The following is a 26,901-nucleotide window of genomic DNA, read 5'->3' on the forward strand; positions in this document are numbered from 1 at the left end:
AAAACTATCCGCCAAGCGCTAATGCGCCGTTAAGCAATCGCCGCTGAAAATCATGGTTAACCGAAGGTAAAACGGCTTTCAGACAACGTCGTCAGCCGGGGGCGCCGGCGGTTCGTCAGCCGGTTTATCCGGCGCCGTTTCCTTGTCCTTTTCCGCCTTCGCCTCTTTTTCCTTGTCCTGTTTCGCGGGCTTTTCTTTAGGCTCGGAAGGCTTTGGAATATAGGCGAGCGCGATGTCGCCGGTTTCCGGCGTCACCGGGACCTCGGGCGAAGCGAAATTGATGACGCCTTTGCGGATGACAAGGACGAGTTCGCCTTCGGCGCCCAAATCCTTTTTGTACTGCTCGGGGGGATATTCGTCCGAGAGCTTGGTGCGCTGGAAGATCCAGCCGGAATAATGGCGGCGCACCAGCTCGTCGAGCGCCGGGCCGGACTGAAGGAAGGTGCGCCCCTGCAGCGTGTAGGACAGCGCTTTGCGGTCTTCTTCGTCCTTGCCGCGAGCGTTCACCTGAAAGATCGCGGCGCGGCCGAGCTCCGGCGCCAGGTCGGTGGCGACGAGCGCGTTATGCGCCTCGTTGCCGCCGAGCGCGAGCAGATAGCCGAAGCGGTTGAGGTCGAGATGGTGCTCGGTCACTTCGGAGAGGATTTCGCCGTAATAGGTCTCCACATTGGCGAGACGCGCGGGCTTCAGCCGCCGCCAGCTCGTATCGGCGACCATGACGGGGATTTCCATCTCCTTCAGCTTGGTCGCAAGTGAGATCGCGAAAGGCGACGCGCCGATAATGAGGACGCCGGGGCTTTCGCGCGAGGCCAGCCCCAGCGCTTTAGCCAAAGGCGATATCGAAAACCCGTGCAGCGCGACGGTGGCGAACACCATGGCGAAGGCGAGCGCAATGACCTTGTCGCCGTCGAGATAGCCGGCGTCGGTCATGGACGCGCCGAAAAAGCCCGTCACCGCAACGGCGACGATGCCGCGCGGCGCGATCCAGCCCACCAGCAGACGCTCCTTCCAGGGAAGTCCCGCGCCGACTGTCGCAATCAACACAGTCAGGGGGCGCACCACAAACAGCATGGCGATAATGAACCAGAAGGACCGCCAATCGAGCGCGGCGATGTCGCCCATGGTGAGATTGGCGGTGAGGATGATGAACACCCCCGACACCAGCATCACCGTGATGTTTTCTTTGAACAGGCGCAAATCATCGATGCTGGCGATGCGCGAATTGGCGAGGGTGACGCCCATGGCCGTCACCGACAAGAGGCCCGCCTCCTCCTGCATGAGGTTCGCGAGCTCGAAGCAAACAAGCACCAGCGCCAGGAGCACCGGCGGCTTTAAATATTCCGGAACCCAGCCGCGCCGGAAAGACGTCGCCGTGAACCGCCCGAAGGCGAAACCAAGACCGGCGGAAAGCAGCGCCGCCAAAACAAGCGAGCTGACGATCTCAATCGACGTGCCGCTATGATCGCCAATGACGAGAAATTCGTAGACCAGAACAGCGAGCAGCGCGCCGATGGGGTCGTTGACGATGCCTTCCCACTTCAAAAGCGTCGCCGGACGGGCATTCAGCCGCGACTGCCTGAGGAGCGGAATAATCACCGTGGGGCCGGTGACGACCATGATCCCGCCGAACAAAAGCGCCGCCTGCCAGGTCAGCCCGGCGATCAGGTAGCCGGCGATGGCGGCGAGAAACCAGGCGATGGGAACGCCGGGAAGCACAAGCCGGCGCACGCCGCGGGTCAGCCCGCGCAATTCGGAGAAATTGAGCTGCAGCCCGCCCTCGAACAAAATGACGGCGACCGCGACGGCGATGATCGGCCGGTAGAAGTCGCCGAAAAGCGCCTCCATGGGCGGCGTTCCCGGCGGCGCATCGGAAGCGGAGAAAATATTGAAAACCGGCCCGGCGAGAATGCCGGCGACGGCCATCAGCACGATCGCCGGAAGGTTGAAGCGCCAGGCGAGCCATTGCGCGCCAATGCCGAGAACGCCGATAATGGCGAAGGCGAGGACGAGATTTTCCATTCAGTCTCCCGCGGGGAGCGGCCGTTACCGGTTCTTGAACACCGGTTTGCGCTTTTCCGCAAAGGCGGCCATGCCTTCTTTCTGGTCTTCAAAGGCGAAAACCGAATGGAAGACCCGGCGTTCGAAGCGCACGCCTTCAGCCAAGGTCGTTTCAAAGGCGCGGTTCACCGATTCCTTGGTCAGGATCGTAATGGGCCGGGAGAAGCCGGCGATCTGCTTGGCGACGCGCATCGCTTCCTCGCGAAGCTCGCCCTTCGGCACGATGCGGCTCACAAGCCCGCAGCGCTCGGCCTCCTCGGCGTCCATCATCCGGCCCGTCAGGCACATTTCCATGGCTTTGGACTTGCCGATAAAGCGCGCGAGGCGCTGCGTGCCGCCGGCGCCCGGCATGGCGCCGATGGAAATTTCCGGCTGGCCGAATTTGGCGTTGTCGCCAGCGATGATGAAATCGCACATCAGGGCGAGCTCGCAGCCGCCGCCGAGCGCATAGCCGGCGACCGCCGCAATGATCGGTTTTCGCGCACGGCTCGCCTCTTCCCAGTTGGCGGTGATGAAATCCTCCTTGAGAACGTCGATATAATCCTTGTCGGCCATTTCCTTGATGTCGGCCCCTGCGGCGAAGGCTTTTTCCGAGCCGGTGACGACCATGCAGCCAATGGCGTCATCCGCTTCGAATTTTTTCACCGCATCGGTCAGTTCATCCATGAGCTGCCGGTTGAACGCGTTCAGCGCGTCCGGCCGGTTCAGCGTGATGACGGCGACCGCGCCGTCGGTTTCGGTAAGGATGCATTCGTAAGGCATGAGGTTTTCCTGACTGCTGCTTCTCGTCACTTGATGCCGATGAGCTTGATCACTTCTTCACGGGCTTTCTGGTCTTCGCGGAAGACGCCCATCATGCGGCTCGTGGTCATGGAGACCCCCGGCGTGTTGACGCCGCGCGCTGTCATGCAGGCGTGGCTCGCCTCGATGACGACGGCGACCCCTTGCGGCTCCAGCACTTTCTGGATGCAGTCCGCGATCTCCGCCGTCAGCCGCTCCTGCACCTGCAGGCGCCGGGCGTAGGCCTGCACCACGCGGGCGAGTTTCGAAATGCCCACCACCTTGTCGGTCGGCAGATAGGCGACATGCGCCTTGCCGATGATCGGCGCCATGTGATGTTCGCAATGGGAGTGAAACGGAATCTCCTTTAAAAGGACGATCTCGTCATAACCGCCCACCTGCTCGAAGGTGCGGGTGAGATAGTCTTCCGGCTGCTGATCGTAACCTTGAAAATATTCAAGATAGGCGTCGACGACGCGCCGAGGCGTGTCTTTTAGCCCCTCGCGCGCCGGATTGTCGCCGATCCAGCGGATAAGCTCGCGCACCGCTTCAAGCGCGCGTTCGCGCTGTTCCTCGGTGCGTTCTCCAAATTGACCGCTCATAAAGTCTCCTATCGGGCGGCGATCGGCGTCACCTCGCGTTGGCCCTCGCCGACATAGTGCGAAAGGGGCCGGATGAGCTTGTTGTTGGCCAGCTGCTCCATAACATGCGCCGTCCATCCGGTGATCCGGCTCACGACGAAGATCGGCGTGAACATCGGGATCTCAAAGCCCATGAGATAATAGGCCGGACCGGCCGGGAAATCGAGGTTCGGATAGATGCCTTTTTCCGCCACCATGGTCTCGTCGAGAATGCGGCTCATCTCCCAATACTTTTTAGCCTCGTCAGTTCCAATAACGTCGACCATTTTCTTGTAGGCCTCGGTCATGGTCGGCACGCGGCTGTCGCCGGAGCGGTAGACCCGGTGGCCGAAGCCCATGATTTTCTTCTTGGTGGCGAGGGCGTCGAGCATCCAGTCTTTGGCCTTTTCCGCCGAGCCCACCTCTTTGAGCATATACATCACGGCTTCATTGGCGCCGCCATGCAGAGGGCCTTTCAGCGAGCCGACAGCGCCCGTCACCGCCGAATAAATGTCCGAGGTCGAGGACGCAATCGTGCGCGCGGTGAAGGTCGAGGCGTTGAAGGAATGTTCGGCGTAAAGCGTCATGGAAATGTCGAAACATTTGACGATCTCCGGCGCCGGCACTTCGCCGAAGCACATATGGAAGAAGTTTTCCGAAAAGGCGAGGTCCTTCGTCGTCGGGATCGGCTGTTTGCCGTTGCGCAGGCGATAGGTCGCCGCGACGATTTCCGGGATCTTCGCATACATGCGGATGGATTTTTCCATCAGCGCTTCCGGCGAGGAATCGTCCGCAGTTTCGTCTTCCTGGCCGAGAAACGAGATCGCGGTCCTCAGCGTGTCCATGGGATGCGCTTTCGGATTGAACAGCCCCATGACCTTGTAAAGATCTCCGGAAAGCCCGCGCTCTTTTTTCTCCGCCGCGTTAAACGCATCGAGCTGGCTTTGCGTCGGCAATTCGCCGTTCCAGATGAGATAAGCCGTTTCCTCGAACCGGCACTGGGTTGCAAGGTCCTGCACCTTGTAGCCGCGATAGGTCAGCGAATTGATCTCCGGCATCACCTTGGAGATCGCCGTATCGTCCGCATAAACGCCCGCAAGGCCGTATTGCACTTCTACTTCGCTCATTATCTTTTCTCCTGCCCTGCTCTCCGGCCTCGCGCCGCATTGCTGTTTTGTCGGGGTTACTCCGTCGGCGTGTCGCTGACTTGAAAGTTGTAAATCGACTCATCGAACTTGTTGTATTCGTGATAGCGCAGAAGATCGTAGAGATCGCGCCGGTGCTGCATCTCGTCGAGGATGTTGTTCTGGTCGCCGTCCTTGAGGATGGCGTCGAGCCCGCGGTCGCAGGCGCCCATGGCGAGGCGCAAGGTCGTCACCGGATAGATGACAACATTGAAGCCGAGATCTTCGAGCTCTTTCTTGTTCAGAAGACGCGACTTGCCGAACTCGGTCATGTTGGCGAGGATCGGCACGTCGAGGGCTTTCCGAACCGCTTCGAATTCCTGTTCGGACTTCATGGCTTCCGGGAAGATCATGTCGGCGCCCGCGTCCACATAGGCTTTCATGCGGTCGATGGACGCTTCGAGCCCTTCGACGGCGCGGGCGTCGGAACGCGCGATGAGAACGAAATTCGGATCGCGCTTGGCCTCCGCCGCGGCCTTGACGCGCTGGACCATCACGTCCGTCGACACGATCTCCTTGCCGTCGAGATGGCCGCAGCGTTTGGGCATCACCTGGTCTTCGATGTGACAGCCGGAAAGCCCCGCCTCCTCCATCGTGCGCACCGTGCGCGCCGCCGCCATGGGCTCGCCGAAGCCGGTGTCGATGTCGATAAAGGACGGCAGGTCTGTGACGCGCGCGATCTGCTGGCCGCGCTCGGCGAATTCCGTCATGGTCGCAAGACCGATATCCGGCAGGCAAAGATCGGCGGCCATCACCGCGCCCGAAATGTAAACGCCGTCAAAGCCCTTGCGCTCGATCATCTGCGCGCAGAGCGGATTGAAGGCGCCCGGAAACTGCAACAGTTTTCCGGAGGCGAGTCCTTTGCGGAAAGCTTCGCGCTTTTCAGCGGCGGATTTTTTCGTAAACAGCATGTGATTATTCTTTCATCTTTCAGAAGTCATTGGATCAGTCGGCGGCCGGCCAGCCTTCCGGCGGCTCGCTGGCGCTGGCGACTTCGCGGTGAAGCCGCCATCCCTCTCCGTCGTTGCGGAAAATCAGGAGATAAGCATCGCGCAAGACGATTTCATCGCCGCTCGCAGGATCGGCATAAGCGACAAGGGACGCGCCGCGCTCAAACGCCCATGTCGCATTCACGATCTTCGTCTCGAAAGGCGTGATGCGAATTTCGGCGCCCGGCGGAAAAGGCGCGCCGGCGGCAAGCGCCTGCATGGCTTTCCAGTCCGCAGACCCCGGCTGAAGCATAATCGCCTCCGGCGTGACCAGCGCGCCGAGCGCCGCCATGTCGCCTTCCGCAACGGCCCTTTCGAAGCCGCTGCGCAAAGCGTCGATCTCCGCAATCGCGGCCTCGTGATCGACGGACGGCTCAGTCGCCGGTTGTTCCGCACAGGCGGCAAGCAAAGCGGCGGCGCCAAGCAGGAAAAGTCCTTTTCGCTTCATCACGCATCTCCCCCTTTGAGAATGTCGAGCTTGCCTTCAAGCTTCGCGCCCATGGCCTGGCCCAGCGCCATCAGGCCGGAGGCGGGGCGGATCATCACTTCGAATTCCTCGATCATCCCGTCCTCGCCGAACTTGATAAAATCGGCGCCCTTCAATTCTTTGCCGCCCACATGGGCGCTGAACTCAAGCGCGACGCTCAGACCGTCTTCCGAAACAAACTGGCGGTGATAGGTGAAGTCTTCAAACACCTTGATCACGGTCGTGAGCACCAGCGTCAGCGCTTCGCGGCCTTTGTAAGGCTTGTAAACGACCGGCGAACGGAAAATCACATCCTTACGCGCAATCTCGCCGACTTTTGAAAAATCGCCGGAAGCGGCCACCTCACGCCAGCGGGCCAAAGCAGTCTGAGCACTGTCTTTTAATTCCGTCATAAGCCCTCCCTCATCCTGAGGAGGATTGAGCATTTACAGAATGTTCAATCCGTCGCGAAGGATCGCCCCCCTCCGTCTCGCCCGGACGAGGCCCGGGGCCGACACCTCCCTCGCAAGCGGGGGAGAAAAGACGCGCCCCATGCGCCCTGTTCCCCCATTCACGGGGGGAGCTGTCGCGAAGCGACTGAGGGGGCTGGTTTCCCAAAATCAAAATATCCCCTTTGTTTCATTTTCAACGAGATAGCCTTTCGGCGCCACGGGATTGAGCTGTTTCACCTGCTCGGCGGAAAGGTTCGGCAATTGCTGGACGAGATCGAGGAAACGTTCGCTTTCCGCCTTGTCGAGAATGTCGTCCGTGAGCGTCTTGAACTTCTTGATATATTCCGGCCGCGCGAACGGCCGCGCGCCGAAGGGGTGGGCGTTAGCGATGCCGAGTTCGTCGACAAGCTCCGAGCCGTCCTCGAACGTGACAACGACGCGCGCGCCGAAGGCTTTCTCGTTCGGGTCCTGGCTGTGATAACGGCGCGTCCATTCCGGATCTTCCGTCGTCGAAATCTTATGCCAGAGACGCACCGTGTCTTCGCGCTGGGCGCGTTCGGGCGCATAAGATTTCACATGGTGCCATTCGCCGTCCTGCAGCGCGACGGCGAAGATATACATGATGGAGTGGTCGAGGGTTTCGCGCGAGGCGTTCGGGTCCATCTTCTGCGGATCGCCCGAGCCCGTGCCGATCACGTAATGGGTGTGATGCGACGTGTGCAGAACGATCGACTTCACCTTGTCGAAGCCGCCGCGCTTTTCGATCTCCTTGCCCATGCGGAAGGCGAGGTCGATCAGCGCCTGGCTCTGATATTCAGCCGAATGCTCCTTGGTGTAGGTGTCGAGGATGGCGCGCTTCGCTTCCCCTTTGCCCGGCAGCGGCACATGATAGGCAGGCTCGTAGGGGCTTTCACCGCGGTCGCGCGCGGTGCGGCCGTTGAGGATGTAGGCGATCACCGAATCCTCGCCTTCATAAATCGGCGACGGGGCGCCCTCGCCGCGCATGCAGCGGTCGACGGCCTCGATGGCGAGCTTGCCCGCATAGGCCGGCGCGAAGGCCTTCCATGAAGAGATTTCGCCTTTGCGCGACTGGCGCGTGGTCACCGTCGTGTGCAGGCCCTGCTGCACCGACTGATAAATAATTTCCGTCGGCAGACCAAGAAGCGTGCCAACGCCTGCAGAGGCCGACGGACCGATATGGGCGATATGGTCGATCTTGTGCTCGTGCAGGCAGATCGACTTCACGAGATTGACCTGAATTTCATAGCCGGTCGCGATGCCGCGCACGAGATCGCGCCCGCCACGCCCGCATTGCTGCGCAACCGCCAGCACCGGCGGGATGTTGTCGCCGGGGTGGGAATATTCGGCGGCCAGAAACGTGTCGTGATAGTCGAGCTCGCGCACCGCCGTGCCGTTCGCCCAGGCCGCCCATTCGGCGCAGACGGCGTGATCGGCGGGAAGACCGAACAGGCTCGCGCCGCCGGCGCGCAGATGCGCGTTCGCCATGGCGCGGGCCGATTTGATGGGCCCGCGATTCAAAGAGGCGATGGCCACCGACGCATTGTCGATGATGCGGTTAATGATCATGTCCGTCGCCTCGGCGTCGACCTCCACCGGGTCGGCGGCGACTTCGGCGATCTTCCAGGCGAGCTGATCTTCGCGCTTCAGATTGTCCTTGGAGCGATGGGCGCGGACGTCATGGATTTCCATGGGAGCAAAACCTCTTTTCGGGCCAGTAAACAGGGATGGGCGGGGTTCGGGGGACCGCCCGGATACGTTCGGCGCCCTCCTACTCCCCGCTGCGACAAGCTGTCCACTCACGGAAAAGGCGTCATAACGCCTCTGGAAAACTTATATCAGAAAAACAATAGCTTAACAGCCATAGCGACAAGCGCGAGGTAAAACACTTTGCGGATCAGCCCCTCCCCGCGCGAAACAGCGGAATGGGCCCCCAGCCAGCCGCCGAGTGCATAACCGAGCCCGAGAGCCAGACCCAGCTCCCATTCGATTTCGACCTGGGCGGCGAAGACCGCAAGCGACACGAAAGAGAAAACCAGCGCGATAAAAACCTTGTGCATATTGGCGCGCACAAGATCGAGCCCCATGACGCGATTGAGAATCGGAAGCTGGATAAGGCCAACGCCGATCTGGATGAAGCCGCCCCAGAACCCAGCGCCGACAAACAGCAAATGACCGAGCAGGAGATTTTTCGGCTTGTCCTCCGGGGAGACGCGTTTCTGCCCGAAGCCGGTCATGGAGATGATCAACACGCCGATCATGATCATGGCGAGCGTGCGCTCGAACCAGGCGCCTTCGAGGCGCACGCCGGCATTGGCGCCGAAAAAAGCGCCGAGCGACGCGCAGGCGGCGAGGCTCGCGCTCAGTTTGAAATCGGAAAAGCCTTTGCGGAAAAAGCCCCACACCGCCATCACATTCTGGGCGATAATGCCGATGCGGTTGGTGCCGTTCGCGACCGGCCCCGGCAGGCCGAGAAACACCATCACCGGCACGGAGATGATCGAGCCCCCGCCGGCCATGACGTTGATCCATCCGGAAACGACGCCGGCGGCGAAGAGCAACAGGGGCTTCCAGAATTCCATATTGTCAGCAGCGCGGAGTCACGGGCCGGCGTCAACAAAAAACGTCAGTCGGCCGGCGCGCCTTCAGCGACGCCGCGCGCGGAAAACGGCGCCGCGGCGCCGGGCCGGATCTCGACCAGGGTCGAATCCTGCAGGCCGTAATGAAACCCTTCCGCCGTCACGCCATGATCGCCGGCGGCGTTCAAAACCCAGAGATTGTCAGCCTCATCTCCGCCAAAGCTTTGCGTCAGCGTAAAGGGCGCCGTGTCGCCGTGAATGAGGAGCGTCGGCCCGCCGAACGTTGCGGCCGCATCCCGCACGGCGGCCCGCAAGGCGACGAACGCGTCGCAACGCTGTTCGCGCGCCGCCGCCGCGCCGGCGCAAGGCTCGCCAAAGACAGCATTGTCAACATCGGTCATGTCTGCATGCATGGCGATGACGAGCGCCTTGGCGTTTTCGGTTTTCGCAGCGGCCGAGGCGGCCGTAATCCAGTTGCGCGCGGCGGCTTCCCGCGCATCCGCGCGGCGTCCGGCTTCGGCTGGATCGTCGCCCGCAACCGCCCGGCGGCCATTGCCCGTGCCGACCACATGGACTGTCGCAAAACGCACGCGCTTATAACGCCACATCACATTCTCCGGCGCGTCCGGCTGCGCCGTCGCCTGCATCGCCTCCGGCGCCGCAACAAGCTCCTTGAAATACCGCGTGCGGATGATGTCGAGGCGCGCAAGCTCAGACTGGGGCTGGCCCGTCGCCGGATCTTCGAAACGGTCGCAATCGGTCCATTCATTGTCGCCGGGCGTATAAAAGACGGGAACCGGCGCGAACTCTTCGATCAGCGCGGCGAAGGCGTCGTCTTTTTCCGCCGTGCATGGCGCGCCGCCGCTCTTATAGTCGCCGATATGAATGACGAAGGGATAGCCGCCAGCCTTGACGGCGGGAACGATCTGTTCTTCGAGAACATAGCTGTCTTCATCGCTATACGGAATGTCGCCGATGACCGGAAAGGCTATCGCAGCTGGCGCCCGTCCGCCAACCGGCGCTGAGGCGCAGGCCGCTAACGTGAAAATCCCGGCCGCAGCCCACAAGCGCAAAAGTTGCATTTAAAGCCCCGTCTTTGTTGCGGGGAAATGCATACGCCCTGTGCTTGATCATGACAATCGCACTGCAGGCCAGAGCGATGCAATTCTATCGGGCGCCGCGGTCTTTCTTGCGCGGCGCGCCGAAAACGTAAAAGGCCAGCCAGCCGAGCCCGAACAGAACCAGCGCGATCTCGATAAAGACCAGCGGCGCGGCGAGAAGGCGCGGCGGCAGGTCGAACAACGGCAGCAGCACCGGCGCGATCATGTAAAGAAGAAAAACGCCGATCAGCGCGCCGATCCACAGCGCATAAGCGCGGCGGCGGTAATGGCCGGCGGGTTTGTCCGGCGTCGTTCCCTGCGGATTGTCATTGGCGGAGGTCATGAGCCAAGCCTCCCTGTCATTGCCTCATGAGGAGAACAGGCGCCCGGCGCTAAAGTTCCGGCGGGCGGCGCCCGAAGCTTTTGCGGAAGACAAAGCGCAGGGTGACACTGGCGAGAATGCCGAGAAGGCCCAGCGCAAGGCCGCCGCTTAAACCGTCGCGGCCCATTACGAACAACGCCACAAGCCCTGGCGGAACCGGCGCCAGCACGGCGAGGATGTAGCCGAACCGGCCTTCCTTTCCGGAAAAAACAGCGAGGAAAAGCCCCGTCGCCGCCGCCTGCAGCCCGCCGAACAGATAGCTGAACATGAGCACCAAAGGCGTGAGGGCGAACACGCCAAAAATGGTGTCCCACCCAGAGCCGCTGGAAATTCCGTCTCCATTCCCGGTAAAGACTGAGGCGCCCGCTGTGAGCAGCGCCCCCGCGATGAGGAAAAGCCCGCCCACCGGCGGACCGAGGACGAGATAGACGCAAAAAATTGCAAAACGGCGCCCGATCTTTTCACCGGGATCAGCGGCTTCTGGCGTTTTCAACTTTGTCTCCACCTGGGTCATTTCACCGCTCCCGTGATGGCGATGACAAAGGCAAGCTCGATCAGCACCGTCAGCGGCAGCCGCGTTGCGAGATACCAGGCGGGCGCACCGGAACCGCGGGCCGTGGCCTTCAGGTCGTCCAGCAAGAGGATCGCAATGACGGCCATAATCACAGGAAATTTCCAGAACACGCCGCCGATCGGCGCGAAGAGCGGCATGGCGGCGGCGAGCGGCAGGACGGCGCCGAAGAGCGCGCCCATGGTCGGCCCGCCCTCTTTCATCACCGCGACGCCCCATCTGACGCCCCCGAAAAAGACGATCAGCGCCGCGCCGTAAAGGCTCATGAAATAGATGGATATGCGCGCCGCCTCTTCGCTCCCGGCGACGATCACAAGCGATGCGGCGATGAGCGGCGCGGCCGCGAGATAGGCGAGAAGCTGCGCGGCGCCGGTTTTAACATCTTCCGATGCGACGACGGAAGGAGCGCGGCGCTTCGTCTCTTTGCGGTTTCCAAAACGGCGAAGCTCAAGAACATCTGCATAGCTCATTATCGCCTCCATCTTCCCGTCCCTGATCCGCTCATTCCGGCGAAGGCCGGAATCTATTTCCGGGCTGCTCCAGATCCCGGCTTTCGCCGGGATGAGCGGTTAAAAATTCACGCTTGCCCTCAATGTTTTGGCGTCACTCCTTTTTCTTGCCCATAAAAGGCGCCAGCAAATCGACGGCTTTCGTTCCCATACGGATCAAGGGCAAGAGGCGCGATTTCGGCAGCTTGTTCATCTGCGCGTACCAGCCGTCGAGCAGCCCGATCAGCTCCTGCAAATCGGAAAGGCGCTTGACCGCCGCCTCGCCCGCCGCCGGGTCTTCCTTCGCATCGGTCAGACACGAGTCGAGAACCTTCGCCGCCGGGTCGAGCTCGCGGGCTTTGCGCATGGCGACGATGCGCGAAACCATCTCCCACATGTCGCTTTCCGCCTCGAAATGGTCGCGGCGGTCGCCGGCCACCGGCGCGCGCCGGACGAGGTCCCAGGTCAGAAGCTCTTTCACCGAGTTCGAGACATTGGAACGCGCAAGGCCGAGCGCCTCGGCGATGTCTTCGGCGTTCATCGGCTTGTCGCTTACCAGGAGCAGCGCATGGATCTGCGCCACGGAGCGATTGACGCCCCATTGCCCCCCGAGATCGCCCCAGTGAAGAACGAAGCGCTTGATGGCGGGGCTGAGCTCAGCACTATTTACAGTTATTTCTGTCATGACAGAAATTTAGGAAAAACAGAGAGCCAAGCCAATAAAATTCGGAATCGTTGGATTAATCCCACGATTACCGGTTTAATGCGTAAGAAACTTGCATATCCCACGATGTTGTGCTGAAAAGGTCGGCAATCTTGTCGCGCAAACGTGGGTAATGTCCCAATGTCGGAAATCACCACTCTTCTGAACCAGGCGAAAGCCGCCGCTGAAAGCACGGGCCTTTCGGTCTCCACCATCAGCCGCAAGCTCTTCAATGACGGCAAGGCGATCGCCCGGCTCGAGGCCGGCGGGCAATGCACGCTGAAGACCCTGGAAACGGCGCGGGCGCGCCTCGCCGAGCTGCAATCCGGCGCAAGCCCCAGCGCCGAAAGCGCTGCCCCCGACACCGCCGCCAGTCCGGCCAATGACGAGACGGGCCTGTTGACGCCCTCAACCATGACCCATCTCGACCGGCTCGAAGCGGAATCGATTCACATCATGCGCGAGGTCGCCTCGGAAGCGGAAAATCCGGTGATGCTCTATTCCGTCGGCAAGGACTCCGCGGTGATGCTGCATCTCGCCATGAAGGCGTTCTATCCGTCGAAACCGCCCTTCCCGGTCATGCATGTGGACACCACCTGGAAGTTCCGGGAGATGATCCAGTTCCGCGACGAGATGACGGCGAAGCTCGGCCTCGATCTCATCGTCCACATCAATCAGGAAGGCGTGGAGCAAGGCGTCGGCCCCTTCACCCACGGCTCGCAGCTTCACACCGACATCATGAAGACGCAAAGCCTGAAACAGGCGCTCGACAAATACAAGTTCGACGCGGCCTTCGGCGGCGCGCGGCGCGACGAGGAGAAATCCCGCGCGAAAGAACGCATCTTCTCCTTCCGCTCGCGCGAGCATCGCTGGGACCCGAAAAATCAGCGCCCGGAGCTCTGGAACATCTACAACACGCGCATCAACAAGGGCGAATCGATCCGCGTCTTCCCGCTCTCCAATTGGACCGAGCTCGATATCTGGCAATATATCTATCGCGAGAGCATCCCCATCGTGCCGCTTTATTTCGCCGCCGAACGCCCGGTGGTGGAGCGCGACGGCGCGCTCATCATGGTCGATGACGAGCGCATGCCGCTCGACGGCCAGACGCCCAAGAAGGAAATGGTGCGCTTCCGCACCCTCGGCTGCTATCCGCTGACCGGCGCCGTGCGCTCGACCGCGACGACCCTGCCCGAAATCATCAAGGAAATGCTGGTCGCCACCACGTCCGAGCGCCAGGGCCGTGTCATCGACCACGACCAGGCGGCGTCCATGGAGAAGAAGAAACAGGAAGGGTATTTCTAATGTCCGTTTCGACGCTCAAACCCTCCGACGACGTCATCGAATATCTCGCCGCGCATGAGAAGAAATCCATGCTGCGCTTCATCACCTGCGGCAGCGTCGACGACGGCAAGTCGACCCTGATCGGGCGCCTGCTCTACGATTCGAAACTGCTTTACGACGACCAGATTTCAGCGCTTGAAAGCGACACCAAGAAACACGGCACGCAAGGCGAGAAGATCGACTTCGCCCTCCTCGTCGACGGCCTCGCCGCCGAGCGCGAACAGGGCATCACCATCGACGTCGCCTATCGTTTCTTCTCAACGGAAAAACGCAAATTCATCGTCGCCGACACGCCGGGCCACGAGCAATACACCCGCAATATGGCGACCGGCGCCTCGACCGCGGACCTTGCGGTCATTCTCGTCGACGCGCGCAAGGGCGTCCTGACGCAGACCCGCCGACACTCCTATATCGTCTCGCTCCTCGGCATCCGCCATGTGGTCGTCGCCATCAACAAGATGGACCTCGTCGATTATTCCGAAAGCACCTTCGACAGGATAGAAGCCGATTACCGCGCTTTCGCTAAAGACCTCGGTTTCGAATCGATCACCTGCATCCCGATGTCGGCGCTCGAAGGCGTCAACATCACCAAACAGAGCAGCGAAACCGGCTGGTATCAGGGCTGCGCGCTCCTGCCCTATCTGGAAACGGTCAAGGTGCGCGGGCGGCTAGAAGAAAAGCCCTTCCGCCTGCCCGTGCAATGGGTGAACCGGCCCAATCTCGATTTCCGCGGCTTTTCCGGCACCGTCGCCAGCGGCGTCGTCAAGCCCGGCGATGAGATCGTCGTCCTGCCATCGGCCAAGCGCTCTAAAGTGAAAAGCATTGTCACGCATGACGGCGAACTCGCCGAAGCGCGCCCCGACATGGCGGTGACCCTGACGCTGGAAGACGAGATCGACATTTCCCGCGGCGACATCATCTGCGCCGGCAAGGCGCCGGCGGAACAGACCGACCAGTTCGCCGCACATCTCCTCTGGATGGGCGAAGACGCGCTTTACCCGGGCCGGCAATATCTGTTGAAAACCGCGAACCGCACTATTCCCGCGACGGTCACGGAGCTGAAACACAAGGTCAACGTCAACACGCTGGAGCATATGTCCGGCAAGACCATGGAGCTCAACGAAGTCGGCTTCTGCAATTTCAACCTGGCCCAGCCGATCGCCTTCGACCCCTACAAGGACAATCCGAAGACGGGGTCTTTCATCCTCATCGACCGGCGCACCAACGCCACCATCGGCGTCGGCATGATCGACTTCTCCCTCAGGCGGGCGAAGAACGTCCACTGGCAGGATCTCGACGTCAACAAAACCGTGCGGGCGAGCGCCAAGCACCAGAAGCCATGCGTCTTGTGGTTCACCGGACTTTCGGGCTCCGGCAAATCGACGGTGGCGAACCTCGTTGAAAAGCGCCTCCATGACATGGGCCGGCACACCTACACGCTCGACGGCGACAATGTGCGCCACGGCCTCAACAAGGATCTCGGCTTCACCGACGCCGACCGGGTCGAAAACATCCGCCGCGTCGGGGAAACCGCGCGGCTCATGGTCGACGCCGGGCTGATCGTGCTCGTTTCCTTCATCTCGCCCTTCCAGAGCGAGCGGCGCATGGCGCGCGACGTGGTGGAAGACGGCGAGTTCGTGGAGGTCTATATCTCGACGCCGCTCGAAGTCTGCGAACAGCGCGACGTCAAAGGGCTCTATGCGCGCGCGCGGCGCGGCGAGATCAAGAACTTCACCGGCATCGACAGCGACTATGAAGCGCCGGAAAACGCCGAGCTCGATCTCAACACGGCGGAGATGTCGGCGGCGGACGCCGCGACCCGGATTGTCGATTATCTCGAAAAGAACGGCTATCTGGCGGGGTAAGCAGCGCTTATTTCGCCAGCATCCATAATTTCGCTAGCATCCATAATAACGTCATAGCGATCGTTAACACGCCAGCCAGCCCTTCGGCGGAGGGATAGATTCGTGCGTAAGGCGCTAGCGCGAATTCAACGTAAAATAACGCACAGCATGCTAAAAACACGTAAGGGTCGCGGAGAGTTCGCGCTACACACCTAGTTTTTGAAGCCGGCCCCCTATTTTTTGAAAATTCAGGGGGATACGGGTTGCGCTACATTTGTAAATCGGCAACCCTAACGCCGTATTTACGTTATGTGGGGAGCACTATGCGACACAAATTATCAGCCATTGCGGTGGCGTCCGCCCTGTTCGCCGCGCAGGCCCATGCCGCGCCCGTCGACCTTTCAAGCTGGACCGTCGACGGCAACGGGAACTGGACGCTGGCGGGCGACAACAACAGCGTGTTCCAGTCGCTGAACAGCCCGCCGACGGTTTTTCACAACGGCGAAAACAGCCAGGGCAAGTCTCTGTCCGGCTCCATCACGGTGGAGACTACGGCCGATAACGACTTTATCGGCTTCGTTCTCGGCTACACGCAGGGCGACATCGACGGCAACGATGACACGGATTTCATCCTCATCGACTGGAAACAGGGCGACCAAAGCGGCTGGGAAGAAGGCATGTCCATTTCGCGCGTCACCGGCCCTATCCAGGCAGGCGGCACGGACGTGACTGCGGACACCTGGACACATACAGGCAATGTCGAGCTTCTCGACAGGGCCAACAATCTCGGCGACACGGGCTGGGAAGACAACACGACCTACAAGTTCGATCTTAACTTCACATCCAGCTATATCAGCGTTTATGTCGACGACGTTCTCGAACTTTACGTGACCGGCTCGTTCTCAGACGGCGCTTTCGGATTTTACAACTTCTCGCAAGAAGATGTCCGTTATGCGGGCATCACGGAAGACGTGGCGCCGCCGCCGAGCGAAGTGCCGCTGCCTGCGGCCCTGCCATTGCTCCTGTCGGGCGTCGGCGCGCTCGGCTTCTTCGGCCGCAAAAAGCGCAAAGCCGCTTAAGCCTGAGCTCATCTGAACAACAAAACGCCGCCTTCGGGCGGCGTTTTTTGTTTTTGAACTTAAACGCCGTTTTCAAGAAAGGCGGCGGCGCGCGCCCATATCTCCCGGCTTCCCGAAACGAGAAGCGGCCGGCCCACGGTGAGCCGGGGCGCGTAAGGGCTTTCATCGTCGAGGTAGGCGGCGCGCCCGCCGATCTCGCGCAACAGCAAGACGCCGGCGGCGTGATCCCAGGGATTGACCCGCGAATAAACGGCGAAATCCTTCTCCCCGCGCGCAAGATTGATATAGGCGTAGGCGGAGCAGCGGGCGCGCTCGCTCTCGAAATTTTTCTTCAGCGCGTCCATGATGCGGTCTTTCCAGGCCGGCGCCATGGAGTTCATGCCGCGATAGCCGCTCATTTTGCCGTCCGGCGCCGCCACCGGCCCTAAAGGCGCGCCCCGCCAGGCCGCGCCGTCGCCTTTCGAGCCGATGGCGCAGGCGCGGTCCGGGATCGCATAAATCCAGCCTTGCCGGATTTCGCCGTTCTCGATAAGCGCGACAATAGTCGCGAATTCGCGTCGGCCATGGACGAAATTGCGCGTGCCGTCGAGGGGATCGACGATCCAGAAGGCGCCGCGTTCATGATCAAGGCGCGAAACCAGCGAGAGATCGGCGGCGGCGCTTTCCTCGCCAATAAACGCCGCGCCCGGATAAAGCCCGCCAAGCGCTTTTTCGAGGCGCGCTTCGGCTGCATGATCGGCGGCGGTGACGAAATCCTCAGGCCCCGACTTCGTGTCGATCTCATGTTCGGCGAGCGCGCCGAAACGGGGCATGATCTCTTCTTCCGCGATCTCGGCGATCAGCGCTGCGGCTTTTTCAGGATCGACAATCATGCGCGCTTTTCTGACAGGTCGTCGTCAGCGGCGACGATTGCGTCCGGGTAGAGTTTGAAGAACTGTCCTTCGGTCTTTTTCGACAGGCGCGCCGTGATGATCATATCTTCGCCGCTGGGCGTTTCGTCGAGAATGTCGGCGCGATCGTGGAGCCAGGCGCGCGCCGCACCGAAAGGCGACGGCAGACGGATCGTCACCGTCTCATGCTCCGCGGTCAGCGCCTCCTCGATAAGATCCAGCAGATGCGCGACGCCCTCGCCCGTCTCGGCGGAAATCGCCGCGCGCACGGGCGCGGCGAGCGTTCCCGGCTCGCCGGTCTGAGACAAACGCGCAATCGCTTCCACGTCGAGGCGCTCGTCTTCATCGAGAAGGTCGATCTTGTTCAGGGCTTCGATCACCGGGCGCGAATCTTCTCCTTTGATCCCGAGTTCGCCCAGCACCTTCACCACGTCCGCCCGCTGGGCGTCGGAATCGGGATGGGCGATGTCGCGCACATGAACGATGACGTCGGCTTCGAGCACCTCTTCGAGCGTGGCGCGGAAAGCGGCCACGAGCTGCGTCGGCAGATCGGAGATGAAGCCCACCGTGTCGGACAGGATCGCCCCCACGCCGGACGGCAGGTCGATGGCGCGCATGGTCGGGTCGAGCGTGGCGAACAGAAGATCCTCCGCCATGACGCGCGAATGCGTCAGCCGGTTGAACAGCGTCGACTTGCCGGCGTTGGTGTAGCCCACAAGCGCAACGATGGGATGCGGCGCGCGCTTACGCTTGGCGCGCTGAAGCGTGCGCGTGCGCCGGACGTCCTCCAGTTTCTTCTTGAGACGGACGATCTTGTCGTCAAGCGCGCGCCGGTCGCTTTCGATCTGGCGTTCGCCGGGACCGCCGAGAAAACCGGCGCCGCCGCGCTGACGCTCGAGGTGGGTCCAGGAGCGCACCAGCCGCGAGCGCTGATAATTGAGATGGGCGAGATCGACCTGCAGCCGGCCTTCCGCCGTCTGCGCGCGATCGCCGAAAATTTCGAGAATGAGCGCCGTGCGGTCGAGCACTTTCGCGTTCAGTTCGCGTTCGAGATTGCGGTGCTGCACCGGCGTCAAGGCGCCGTCGATGATGACAAGCGCCGGGCGCGGTTCGAAACCGTCGAGCCGCGCCTTGATCTCTTCGACCTTGCCGGCGCCCATCAACGTCGCCGGGCGCGGCTTGACGACCGGCGCGATTTCCGACGCCACAACCTCAAGGTCAATAGCCGCCGCCAGGCCCACGGCTTCTTCAAGCCGCGCCTCAGGGTCTCGCAATCCCTCCTCCCCGCGAATGGCGGGGTGGACGACAACCGCAAAGAGATTTTCAGACGATTTGGCTTCCGTCATGTCCACCATACTACAGCATGATGCGTGATTTCAGAATCGCGCATCACGGTGTAAAATTTCGATTGCCGCGGCGCTGTGGCGAAAAATCGCTCACGCGTTTTCGCGGGCCGCCCTTGGGCTCGGCGTTTTCCAGCTTTAAAAGCCGCGCAAGGCTCACGCGATCCGGCGGGGTTTATTCGCCCGCGTCATCGCCGTCCCAGAGCGTGACCGGAGATTGCGGCATGACCGTGGAAATCGCGTGCTTGTAAACAAGCTGGGCGTGGCCGTCGCGTTTCAACAACACGCAGAAATTGTCGAACCAGCTCACGATGCCCTGCAATTTCACGCCATTCACGAGGAAAATCGTCACCGGGATTTTCGTCTTGCGAACGTGATTCAGGAACGTGTCCTGCAAGTTTTGTTTCTTTTCCGTCATTTATCCCGCTTCTCCGAGTCGGTTATTTTTATTGCAGCGCAGCAAACATACTGACGCGGAAAATCGGGGCTTGCAACTGGTTTAAGGCCCGTAAGGCGTCAAGTTCTGCAATTTAACCCTGATATGGGGATAAAAGGCTGGTTTTTCAGCCCCTTGCGGCCCGCGCCTTGTAAGCTTCCCGCAGCCGGCGGGCCACGGGGCCGGGCTTGCCCGACCCGATTCGCACCCCGTCGATGGCGGTGACCGGGGTGACGAAGGAAGTCGCCGAGGTCAGGAACGCCTCCGGCGCGGCCTTGGCCTCCTCCAGGGTGAACGGACGCTCGATCACCTTGATCTGGAGCTCTTCGGCGCAGGCGATGGCGGTCTGGCGGGTGATGCCGCCAAGGATGGTGTTTCCCTTGGGATGGGTGACGAGCGCCCCGCTCTCATCGACGATCCAGGCGTTCGAAGAGGAGCATTCCGTGACATAGCCGTCGCGAACCAAAAACGCTTCATAGGCGCCGGCTTCGCTCGCCGCCTGTTTGGCCAGCGCATTGGGCAAAAGGCCGACCGTCTTAATGTCGACCCGGCCCCAGCGAATATCCGGATGGCTGATGACGGAGACGCCGCTTTCCGCAAGCGCGTCACCGCGATTGAGATTGAACCGGCGCGCCGTGATGACCAGCGAAGGCGGCGTGCCTTCGGGCGGAAAGGCGTGGTTGCGCGGCGCGACGCCCCGGGTCACCTGCATGTAAACGAGCGCGTTTTTAAGCCGGTTGCGCCGCACGACCTCTTTCATCACGACTCTCAGCGCGGCGTGATCCATGGGCGCGTCCATTTGCAACTCGCGCAAGGACCGGTCGAGCCGCGCCAGATGGCCCTCCATGTCCCAATAGCGGCCGTTCACCACGGTGCAGACTTCGTAAATGCCGTCTGCGAACTGATAGCCGCGATCCTCGATATGCACCATCGCCTTCGAGACGGGAACATACTGGCCGTTGACATAAGCAATGCGCGACATCGGGATCACCATCTCCAGAAGGTGCGGTTGACAAGGGCGAGCGCCACCGCCGCTTCGAGCCGGCCAAGGATCATGGCCCCGAGAAGCAGCCAGCGTAAAGGCTCCTGAAAGACGGCGTAACCGTCTGCATGTTCCGCCGCAAGCCCGATCAGCGGGCCGGTGTTCGACAGCGCCGCCGTGGCCGCCGCAGCAGCCAGATCAAAAGAATGCCCGCCCATGGACAGCGCCAGCAAGAGCCCGGCGAGCGTCAGCGTGAAAACGAGAAAATGCATCCACACGCCGAATTCGTTCACCACGCGGCGCGTTCCGAAAATCGCGCTCGGCGTGATCAGGCGGCGGATTTCCTCCCGCGCCCGGCGCATGATGACGAGCCAGCGCAGGATCTTGAAACCGCCGGCGGTCGACACGGCGGCCGCGCCGATGATCGAGGTGACGAGCGCCACAAGCAGCGGCGGGGCCTCGCCGATGAGATAGCCGTTGGTGGTGACGAGAGAGGCCGCGTTGAAAAGCTGCGGCGCGAGCAGAATGACGTCCCCGGCCCCGGCGGTGATCCAGAAAAGCACCGCCGCCCACAGGACGATCATCAGATAGGCGCCGGTTTCAATATCGCGCAGCCGCTCGCGCTCGCCTTTCATCACGCGAGCCAGAAGAACGAAATTGACGCCGCCCAGCAGCGTGAAAAAGAAAATCGCGGTTTCGACGCCGGTGGAGTACCCGGCGAGACCGCGGTCATGGGGAATGAAGCCGCCGGACGCCGCCGTCGTCATCGCCATGATCACCGCGTCGAGAGTCGGCGCGCCGGCGACGGCGATGGCGGAAAACGCCGCAAGCGTCACGATCAGATATACGCCCGAAAAGGACACCACCGCATTGCGCAAGGGCCGCAGATAAGAGTCCTGTTCGCCGCGGGAAAACGGCGGCAACAGCGTGTCGATGCCGATAAAGGCGGGGCGGATGAAAATCGCCGCGGCGATGGCGAGAGAACCGAGCCCGCCCAGCCATTGCAGCTCGGCCCGCCAGAGGGCGCCGGCGCGCGTTGCAATGGCGCTGTTATGGGACAGCCAGGCGCCGGTGGTCGTCATTGCCGAGACCGTTTCGAAATAGGCGTCGGCGAAGCTTAAGCCTTCCGCCATGATCGGCGGCGCCGCGAACAGGGGAATGACGATCCACCAGACCAGAACGACGATCATCGCGCCGCGAAAGCCTGAAGGGTAGCGCTTGCCGAGCCCGGCGGCGTAAGCCCCGGCGCCGAACAGAAGCGCCGTCGAAAAGGCGAACAGGTAAGCCCCGGCGGTTTGCTCGCCATTGGCGAACGCCATGATCATCGGCGCGATCATGGCGGCGGCGAGAATCAGCAGCAACGCCGCCGTACTGCGCAGAATGCTCGTCAACGCCATGATGCGGCCATGCGCATGCGCGCCTTAAAAATATTCGATGCTGACGCGGAACATCTGTTCGACGTCTTTGACGTTTTCGCGCATGGACATCAAAACGACGCGGTCGCCGGCGTTGATCACCATGTCGCCCGTGGGCATTTGCACCTCGTTGTCGCGATAAACGGCGCCGATCATCACGCCTTCGGGCAGGTTCGCCTCGCGCAGGGGTTTGCCGACAAGCGGCGAGGTTTCGAGCGCCACGGCGTCGATCAGCTCAGCATCGCCGTCGGACAACGAATAGACGCCTTTAATGCGTCCGCGGCGGATATGCTGGAGGATCGTTGAAATGGTCGTAGCGCGCGGATCCACATAGCGGTCGACCCCCACGGCTTCGCTGATCGGCCCGTAATCCTGGTCGTTGATCAGCGCCATGGCCCGGCGCGAGCCTTCGCGCTTGGCGACGACGCCGGCGAGAATGTTGACCTGGTCGTTGTCGGTGACGGCGACCACGGTTTCCGCTTCCGAAACGCCGGCTTCGCGCAAGATGCTGCGATCGAGCCCGTCGCCCTGCAACACAATCGTGCGCTCGAGCTCCTCGGCGATGATCTCCGCGCGCTTGCGGTTGCGCTCGATGAGACGGATTTTCATCGCGCCCATTTTCTCGAGCCCCTTGGCGACGAACAGGCCGATATTGCCGCCGCCGACAATGATGACGCGCCGCGCCTGACGCGCCGCCTCGCCCATGATTTCGAGCGCGCGGGAAACATCGGCGCGGTCGGCGATGAAAAACACGCGGTCGCCGGCTTCGAGCATGTCGCCGGAATGGGCGCGCCAGATGTGATCGCCGCGCTTGACTGCAACAATCGTGATCTTGAGATCCGGGAACAGCTCCGCCACCTGGCGCAGGGGCGTGTTCACGATGGCGCAATCCTCGCGCAGCTTGACGCCCACCGCCCAGACCCGCCCGTCGACAAAGGTCTTGAGTTCGAAAGCGCCGGGCGTCGACATGCGCTGGGTGATCGCTTCGGAGACTTCGCGTTCCGGCGAGATGACGACGTCGATGGGCAGGTGGTTGCGCGAGAAGATGTCGGAATAGCGCGGGTCGAGATAACCTTGCGCGCGCACCCGGGCGATCTTGGTCGGCACCTTGAACAGCGAATGGGCGATCTGGCAGGCCACCATGTTCACCTCGTCGGAAAAGGTGACGGCGATGACCATGTCCGCTTCGCGCGCGCCCGCTTCCTCCAAGGTTTCGGGATAAGCGCCGTTGCCGACGACGCCGCGCACGTCGAGACGTTCGGTGACGGCGCGGATCAGCTCTTTCGACTGATCGACCACCGTCACTTCATTGTTCTCATGCGAAAGGCGCCGGGCGATGCCGACGCCGACGCGGCCGGCGCCGCAAACGATCACGCGCATGATCCGATCCTCTTTCTTTTCGCCTCGCGGGTCTTAACCGGGCGCTTAGGCGCTTTCAATGCGCGCCTGGCCGTTGACGCCGAGGGCTTTGAGCTTGCGGTGCAGCGCCGAGCGCTCCATGCCGATGAACGCCGCCGTGCGGGAGATATTGCCGCCGAATCGGTTGATCTGCGCAATCAGATATTCGCGCTCGAAACGCTCGCGCGCCTCGCGCAAGGGGAGCGTGATGATCTGTTCGAGCCCCTCGCCCGCCGGAATCGACAGGCCTGAATCCATGACCTCCGTAGGCAGGTGCTCGCAGGTGATCTCTATTTCCGGATCGCGGCCCATAAGGATGAGCGTGCGCTCGATGACGTTCCGCAACTGGCGGACATTGCCCGGCCAGGCGCAGGCCTGCAGCGCCGCCATGGCTTCGGCCGAGAGCGGGCGCTTCGGCAGGCCCGACGACTTGGCGATGCGGTCGACAAAAAACGCCGTGAGCGCGGGGATGTCCTCGCGGCGTTCGTCGAGCCCCGGCGCGTTGATCGAAACCACGTTAAGGCGATGAAAGAGATCCTCGCGGAAGCGGCCTTCGCCGGCGAGCGCCAGGAGGTCCTGTGAGGTGGTCGAGACGATGCGCACATCGACCTCCACCGCTTTCTGGGCGCCGACGCGCTTAAAGCGCTGCTCCACGAGAACGCGCAGGATCTTGCCCTGGGTTTCGAGCGGCATGTCCGAGATTTCGTCGAACATCAAGGTGCCGCCATGGGCCCTTTCCAGAAGACCGACGGCGCGCGTGTCGCCGCTTTCATCCTCGATGCCGAACAGCTCCTCCTCCATGCGGTCCGGCGCGATGGAGGCGGCGCTGGCGACCACGAAAGGCCGCGTGTTGCGGCTCGAGCGCGCATGCAGAAGCCGCGCGATCATTTCCTTGCCGGAGCCCGGCGGACCGGAGATGAGAACCCGCGAACGGGCGTCGGCGACGCGTTCGATGACATTGCGCAAGGATGCGACGGCGGCGGACGACCCGATCAGCCCCCAGTCGGGCGCGCGCTCGCGCAGCTCCGAAACCTCGCGGGTGAGTCGCGCCGTCTCGAGAGCGCGCGTGGCGGCGAGGATCAGCCGGTCGGCGTTGAACGGCTTTTCGACAAAGTCGTAAGCGCCTTTCTTGATCGCAGCGACGGCGGTCTCGATCGTTCCGTGTCCGGAAATAATGACGACGGGAATTTCAGGATGCAGTTTTTTCAACGCTTCCAGGATTTCGATCCCGTCCATTTCGGAGTTCTGCAGCCAGACGTCGAGAATGACGAGCGACGGCAGGCGGTCGCGCACGGCGGCGAGCGCCTCGGTCGAATTCGCCGCCGCCCGGGGCGAAAAGCCTTCATCCTCGAGGATCCCCGAGATGAGCTCCCGGATGTCTTCCTCGTCGTCGACAATTAGAACATCGATACTCATATGCGCCTTCTTCCCTGATCTTATTCCGCCGCCGCGACTTGCGCCGCCGCGCCGGTTTTCTCCCGCAATAATGACATGGTGATCCGCGCGCCGGTGGGGCCCAGCGACTGATCGTCGGCGAATTCAAGCGATCCGCCATGTTCTTCCGCGACCTTCTTGACGATCGCAAGCCCGAGCCCGGTGCCTTTGGCGCGGGTGGTCATGTAAGGTTCGGCGAGCCGGTGGCGTTCCTCTTTCGGCAAGCCGATCCCGTTATCGGTGATATGGACTCTCGACAAGGGACCGTCATTTTCAATGCGCACCACAATGCGGCCCGGAACGCCGTCTTCGTCTTCGGCAATCCTCGCGCCGATCGACTCCGCTGCGTTCTTCAAGAGATTGGACAGGGCCTGCACGATAAGCCGCCCGTCGCATTCCACATAGGCCGGCGCGTCGAGCCCCTCCACTGTGAACTCCACGTCGGGAAAAGCGACTTTCTGCGGAAACACCGCCGCCTTGACGAGCTCGCGCAGATCCTCGCTGTTGATGACCGGCTTGGGCATGCGCGCGAAAGACGAGAATTCGTCGACCATGCGGCCAATATCGCTGACCTGGCGAATGATGGTTTCGGTGCAGCGTTCGAAGACGTCCGGGTTCGACTGGATCTCGCTGCGGTATTTGCGCCTGAGCCGTTCCGCCGAAAGCTGGATCGGCGTCAGCGGGTTCTTGATCTCATGGGCGATGCGCCGCGCCACGTCGCCCCAGGCGGCGTTGCGCTGAGCGGAGATCAGCTGGGTGATGTCGTCGAAGGTCGCGACGTAACGCCCGCCCTCGCCGGCAAGGTCTTTGACGACCCGCACATTGAGCGTTCTGACGCGGCCATGGCGGGCGATGTCGATCTGGTTGCCCACCTCCGCATAAGAAGATTGCTCCGACTGCTCCAGAAGCCCGGCGAGCTCCGGCATGATCTCCTTGATGTTCTGGCCGGTGAGCTTGCCCGGATCTTCGCCGAGGAGTTCGGCGGCGGATTTGTTGGCGATGGTGATGCGCCCGTCGGCGGCGAGGCCGATGACCCCGGCGGAGACGCCCGACAGCACGGCTTCGGTGAAGCGGCGGCGTTCGTCGAACTGGCGGTTGGTGTCGATGAGATCGTCGCGTTGCGTTTGAAGCTGCGCCGTCATGTGATTCATCGAGCGCGCCAGCGCGCCAAGCTCGCCGTCTTCCTTGTGCACTTCGACCCGGGCGCCGAGCTCGCCGCCGGACACGCGCTCGGCCATGTTCACGAGGCGGCCGATAGGCTGGACGAAGCGGGTCGCCGCCCACAGCGCAAGCCAGATTGCGCCGAAGAGAATGATGATCGCCAGCACCACATAGCCGGCGAGGAACACCCGTTCGAGCCGGGCGCGGCCGAGCTTGGCCTCCTCCCAGTCCTCCACCACCTGCCGGGCGGAAATGATGCGCGCCGTCGTCTGCGGATCGATGCGGTAATAGGCGATGAGATAGCCGCCGCCATAATCCTCGATGGGCAGCGTCCCCCGGAACATGTCGTAGGTTTCGTCATTATTGACGCCGAAGAAGAACGGCCCGCCGGGCGCGGGATTTTCCGCGATCTTGCGGAAGATATCCGCCGAAGGCAGCGTGTAATTGCCCGGTTCGAGCTCCGCCCGGACCAGGAGATTCATGTCCCCGTCCATGAGATAAAGCGCCGACAGGCCGCGGATCTGCGCCTGGGCGAATATATAGCGCCGGAACGAAATCGGCGTCTGTTCGAACCCGATGCCCGCCTCTTCCTGACGGTGAATGTCATAGGCGACTTCGCGGATGGTCTGCTGGGCTTCCGACGAATTGAAGTCGATGAGGCCGCGGGCGAGATCGCGCGCCGTTTCCTGATAGCGGTCGATCCGTTCACTGAACACATCGTTGAGGCTGGCGCGCAGGATCGTAAAAGCGAACAGAAAGGCGATCACCGCCGGCACCACTGCAAGCGCGGAGAAAATCCCGACAAGCTGAATATGCGTGCGCGACCCGGCGAGCTGGTTGCGCCGGCTCGACCAGACGTGGAAAAGGCGCACGCCCACGAGCAACGCAAAGCCTGCGGCGATGACGATGTTGCCGATGATCATCCACATCAGGAAGCTGCGGTCGACGCGCTCGACCAGCGGCGACATCAAAAACCATGTTGTGAAAAAGGCCACGGCGCCCGCGCCGAACAGCGCCGCAGCGGCGGTCGTGTTGGAAAGCGCCCATTGCGGTATGAACCGCCGGCTGGAATTGTCTTTATCGCCTTGGTTTTGAGTCAGACTACTCAACTCCACGCCATCCTGAAGGGCGCTTCACGCCCGGGTTTGTTTTCGCCGCACGCCCCCTGCCGATTCGGACTCCGAA

The 26,901-nt window shown here is 61.9% G+C and carries 25 protein-coding genes; 3 read left to right on the forward strand and 22 right to left on the reverse strand.

The features are described from left to right. Positions 1-78 precede the first annotated feature (78 nt). The 14 genes from CW354_RS21870 to CW354_RS21935 all read right to left on the reverse strand — a co-directional run bounded on the left by CW354_RS21870 (position 79) and on the right by CW354_RS21935 (position 12,372). Positions 79-2,019 (reverse strand): cation:proton antiporter, encoded by a 1,941-nt coding sequence (locus CW354_RS21870; RefSeq protein ID WP_104832228.1) that lies wholly within the window; start codon positions 2,017-2,019, stop codon positions 79-81. Positions 2,020-2,043: 24 nt separating this feature from the next. Next, positions 2,044-2,820, reverse strand: coding sequence for an enoyl-CoA hydratase (locus CW354_RS21875; protein ID WP_104832229.1), 777 nt, complete (start codon positions 2,818-2,820; stop codon positions 2,044-2,046). Positions 2,821-2,846: 26 nt separating this feature from the next. Then, positions 2,847-3,440, reverse strand: coding sequence for a GTP cyclohydrolase I FolE (gene folE / locus CW354_RS21880; RefSeq protein WP_104832230.1), 594 nt, complete (start codon positions 3,438-3,440; stop codon positions 2,847-2,849). 8 nt (positions 3,441-3,448) lie between these two features. Then, positions 3,449-4,585, reverse strand: coding sequence for a bifunctional 2-methylcitrate synthase/citrate synthase (locus tag CW354_RS21885; protein WP_104832231.1), 1,137 nt, complete (start codon positions 4,583-4,585; stop codon positions 3,449-3,451). Between the two features lie 56 nt (positions 4,586-4,641). Further along, positions 4,642-5,553 carry a methylisocitrate lyase gene (gene prpB / locus CW354_RS21890; protein WP_104832232.1) on the reverse strand — a complete coding sequence of 304 codons (912 nt, stop codon included), beginning with the start codon at positions 5,551-5,553 and terminating at the stop codon, positions 4,642-4,644. Positions 5,554-5,587: 34 nt separating this feature from the next. Further along, entirely contained in the window at positions 5,588-6,079 is a 492-nt protein-coding gene (locus CW354_RS21895) for a nuclear transport factor 2 family protein (RefSeq protein WP_104832233.1), read from the reverse strand. Beyond that, positions 6,079-6,510, reverse strand: a complete 432-nt coding sequence (locus tag CW354_RS21900) for a nuclear transport factor 2 family protein (protein WP_104832234.1) — start codon at positions 6,508-6,510, stop codon at positions 6,079-6,081. The genes CW354_RS21895 and CW354_RS21900 overlap by 1 nt, the downstream gene beginning before the upstream one ends. A gap of 207 nt (positions 6,511-6,717) precedes the next feature. Beyond that, entirely contained in the window at positions 6,718-8,259 is a 1,542-nt protein-coding gene (locus CW354_RS21905) for an MmgE/PrpD family protein (protein WP_104832235.1), read from the reverse strand. Positions 8,260-8,405: 146 nt separating this feature from the next. After that, positions 8,406-9,149: a sulfite exporter TauE/SafE family protein gene (locus tag CW354_RS21910; RefSeq protein WP_104832236.1), complete on the reverse strand. Its 744-nt coding sequence runs from the start codon at positions 9,147-9,149 to the stop codon at positions 8,406-8,408. 44 nt (positions 9,150-9,193) lie between these two features. After that, positions 9,194-10,228, reverse strand: coding sequence for a hypothetical protein (locus CW354_RS21915; protein WP_104832237.1), 1,035 nt, complete (start codon positions 10,226-10,228; stop codon positions 9,194-9,196). Positions 10,229-10,313: 85 nt separating this feature from the next. Continuing rightward, the gene (locus CW354_RS21920) at positions 10,314-10,589 is read right to left on the reverse strand and encodes a hypothetical protein (protein ID WP_104832238.1); all 276 of its coding nucleotides are present in this window, start codon (positions 10,587-10,589) and stop codon (positions 10,314-10,316) included. Positions 10,590-10,638: 49 nt separating this feature from the next. After that, the gene (locus CW354_RS21925) at positions 10,639-11,142 is read right to left on the reverse strand and encodes a hypothetical protein (RefSeq protein ID WP_133162414.1); all 504 of its coding nucleotides are present in this window, start codon (positions 11,140-11,142) and stop codon (positions 10,639-10,641) included. Then, positions 11,139-11,669, reverse strand: coding sequence for a DUF3429 domain-containing protein (locus CW354_RS21930; protein ID WP_165793897.1), 531 nt, complete (start codon positions 11,667-11,669; stop codon positions 11,139-11,141). Before CW354_RS21930 ends, CW354_RS21925 begins: the two co-directional genes overlap by 4 nt. A gap of 133 nt (positions 11,670-11,802) precedes the next feature. Continuing rightward, positions 11,803-12,372 (reverse strand): GbsR/MarR family transcriptional regulator, encoded by a 570-nt coding sequence (locus CW354_RS21935; RefSeq protein WP_104832241.1) that lies wholly within the window; start codon positions 12,370-12,372, stop codon positions 11,803-11,805. Positions 12,373-12,786: 414 nt separating this feature from the next. On the opposite strand from CW354_RS21935, the gene cysD reads away from it, so the two are divergent. The 3 genes from cysD to CW354_RS21950 all read left to right on the forward strand — a co-directional run bounded on the left by cysD (position 12,787) and on the right by CW354_RS21950 (position 16,657). Beyond that, positions 12,787-13,695 carry a sulfate adenylyltransferase subunit CysD gene (cysD, locus tag CW354_RS21940; RefSeq protein ID WP_341476496.1) on the forward strand — a complete coding sequence of 303 codons (909 nt, stop codon included), beginning with the start codon at positions 12,787-12,789 and terminating at the stop codon, positions 13,693-13,695. Beyond that, on the forward strand, positions 13,695-15,599 hold the full coding sequence (cysN, locus tag CW354_RS21945) for a sulfate adenylyltransferase subunit CysN (RefSeq protein ID WP_104832242.1): 1,905 nt from the start codon (positions 13,695-13,697) through the stop codon (positions 15,597-15,599). Before cysD ends, cysN begins: the two co-directional genes overlap by 1 nt. A gap of 302 nt (positions 15,600-15,901) precedes the next feature. Continuing rightward, the gene (locus CW354_RS21950) at positions 15,902-16,657 is read left to right on the forward strand and encodes a VPLPA-CTERM sorting domain-containing protein (protein WP_104832243.1); all 756 of its coding nucleotides are present in this window, start codon (positions 15,902-15,904) and stop codon (positions 16,655-16,657) included. A gap of 59 nt (positions 16,658-16,716) precedes the next feature. On the opposite strand, the gene CW354_RS21955 is transcribed toward CW354_RS21950, so the two are convergent. The 8 genes from CW354_RS21955 to CW354_RS21990 form a co-directional block, all read right to left on the reverse strand. Continuing rightward, positions 16,717-17,529 (reverse strand): inositol monophosphatase family protein, encoded by an 813-nt coding sequence (locus CW354_RS21955; protein WP_104832244.1) that lies wholly within the window; start codon positions 17,527-17,529, stop codon positions 16,717-16,719. Continuing rightward, entirely contained in the window at positions 17,526-18,893 is a 1,368-nt protein-coding gene (gene hflX / locus CW354_RS21960; protein WP_104832410.1) for a GTPase HflX, read from the reverse strand. Before hflX ends, CW354_RS21955 begins: the two co-directional genes overlap by 4 nt. A gap of 172 nt (positions 18,894-19,065) precedes the next feature. Next, complete coding sequence (hfq, locus tag CW354_RS21965) at positions 19,066-19,308, reverse strand: RNA chaperone Hfq (RefSeq protein ID WP_104832245.1); 243 nt, start codon at positions 19,306-19,308, stop codon at positions 19,066-19,068. A 145-nt stretch (positions 19,309-19,453) separates the two neighbouring features. After that, positions 19,454-20,308 (reverse strand): D-amino-acid transaminase, encoded by an 855-nt coding sequence (dat, locus tag CW354_RS21970; RefSeq protein WP_104832411.1) that lies wholly within the window; start codon positions 20,306-20,308, stop codon positions 19,454-19,456. A gap of 5 nt (positions 20,309-20,313) precedes the next feature. Next, positions 20,314-21,705, reverse strand: coding sequence for a potassium transporter TrkG (locus tag CW354_RS21975; protein WP_104832246.1), 1,392 nt, complete (start codon positions 21,703-21,705; stop codon positions 20,314-20,316). A gap of 24 nt (positions 21,706-21,729) precedes the next feature. Next, positions 21,730-23,103 carry a Trk system potassium transporter TrkA gene (trkA, locus tag CW354_RS21980; protein WP_104832247.1) on the reverse strand — a complete coding sequence of 458 codons (1,374 nt, stop codon included), beginning with the start codon at positions 23,101-23,103 and terminating at the stop codon, positions 21,730-21,732. Between the two features lie 45 nt (positions 23,104-23,148). Next, complete coding sequence (gene ntrX, locus CW354_RS21985; protein WP_104832248.1) at positions 23,149-24,537, reverse strand: nitrogen assimilation response regulator NtrX; 1,389 nt, start codon at positions 24,535-24,537, stop codon at positions 23,149-23,151. A gap of 20 nt (positions 24,538-24,557) precedes the next feature. Continuing rightward, positions 24,558-26,825, reverse strand: coding sequence for a sensor histidine kinase (locus tag CW354_RS21990; protein ID WP_133162415.1), 2,268 nt, complete (start codon positions 26,823-26,825; stop codon positions 24,558-24,560). Positions 26,826-26,901 lie beyond the last annotated feature (76 nt).

The organism is Hyphococcus luteus, from assembly GCF_002943565.1.
In the GTDB taxonomy this organism is placed as follows: domain Bacteria; phylum Pseudomonadota; class Alphaproteobacteria; order Caulobacterales; family Parvularculaceae; genus Hyphococcus; species Hyphococcus luteus.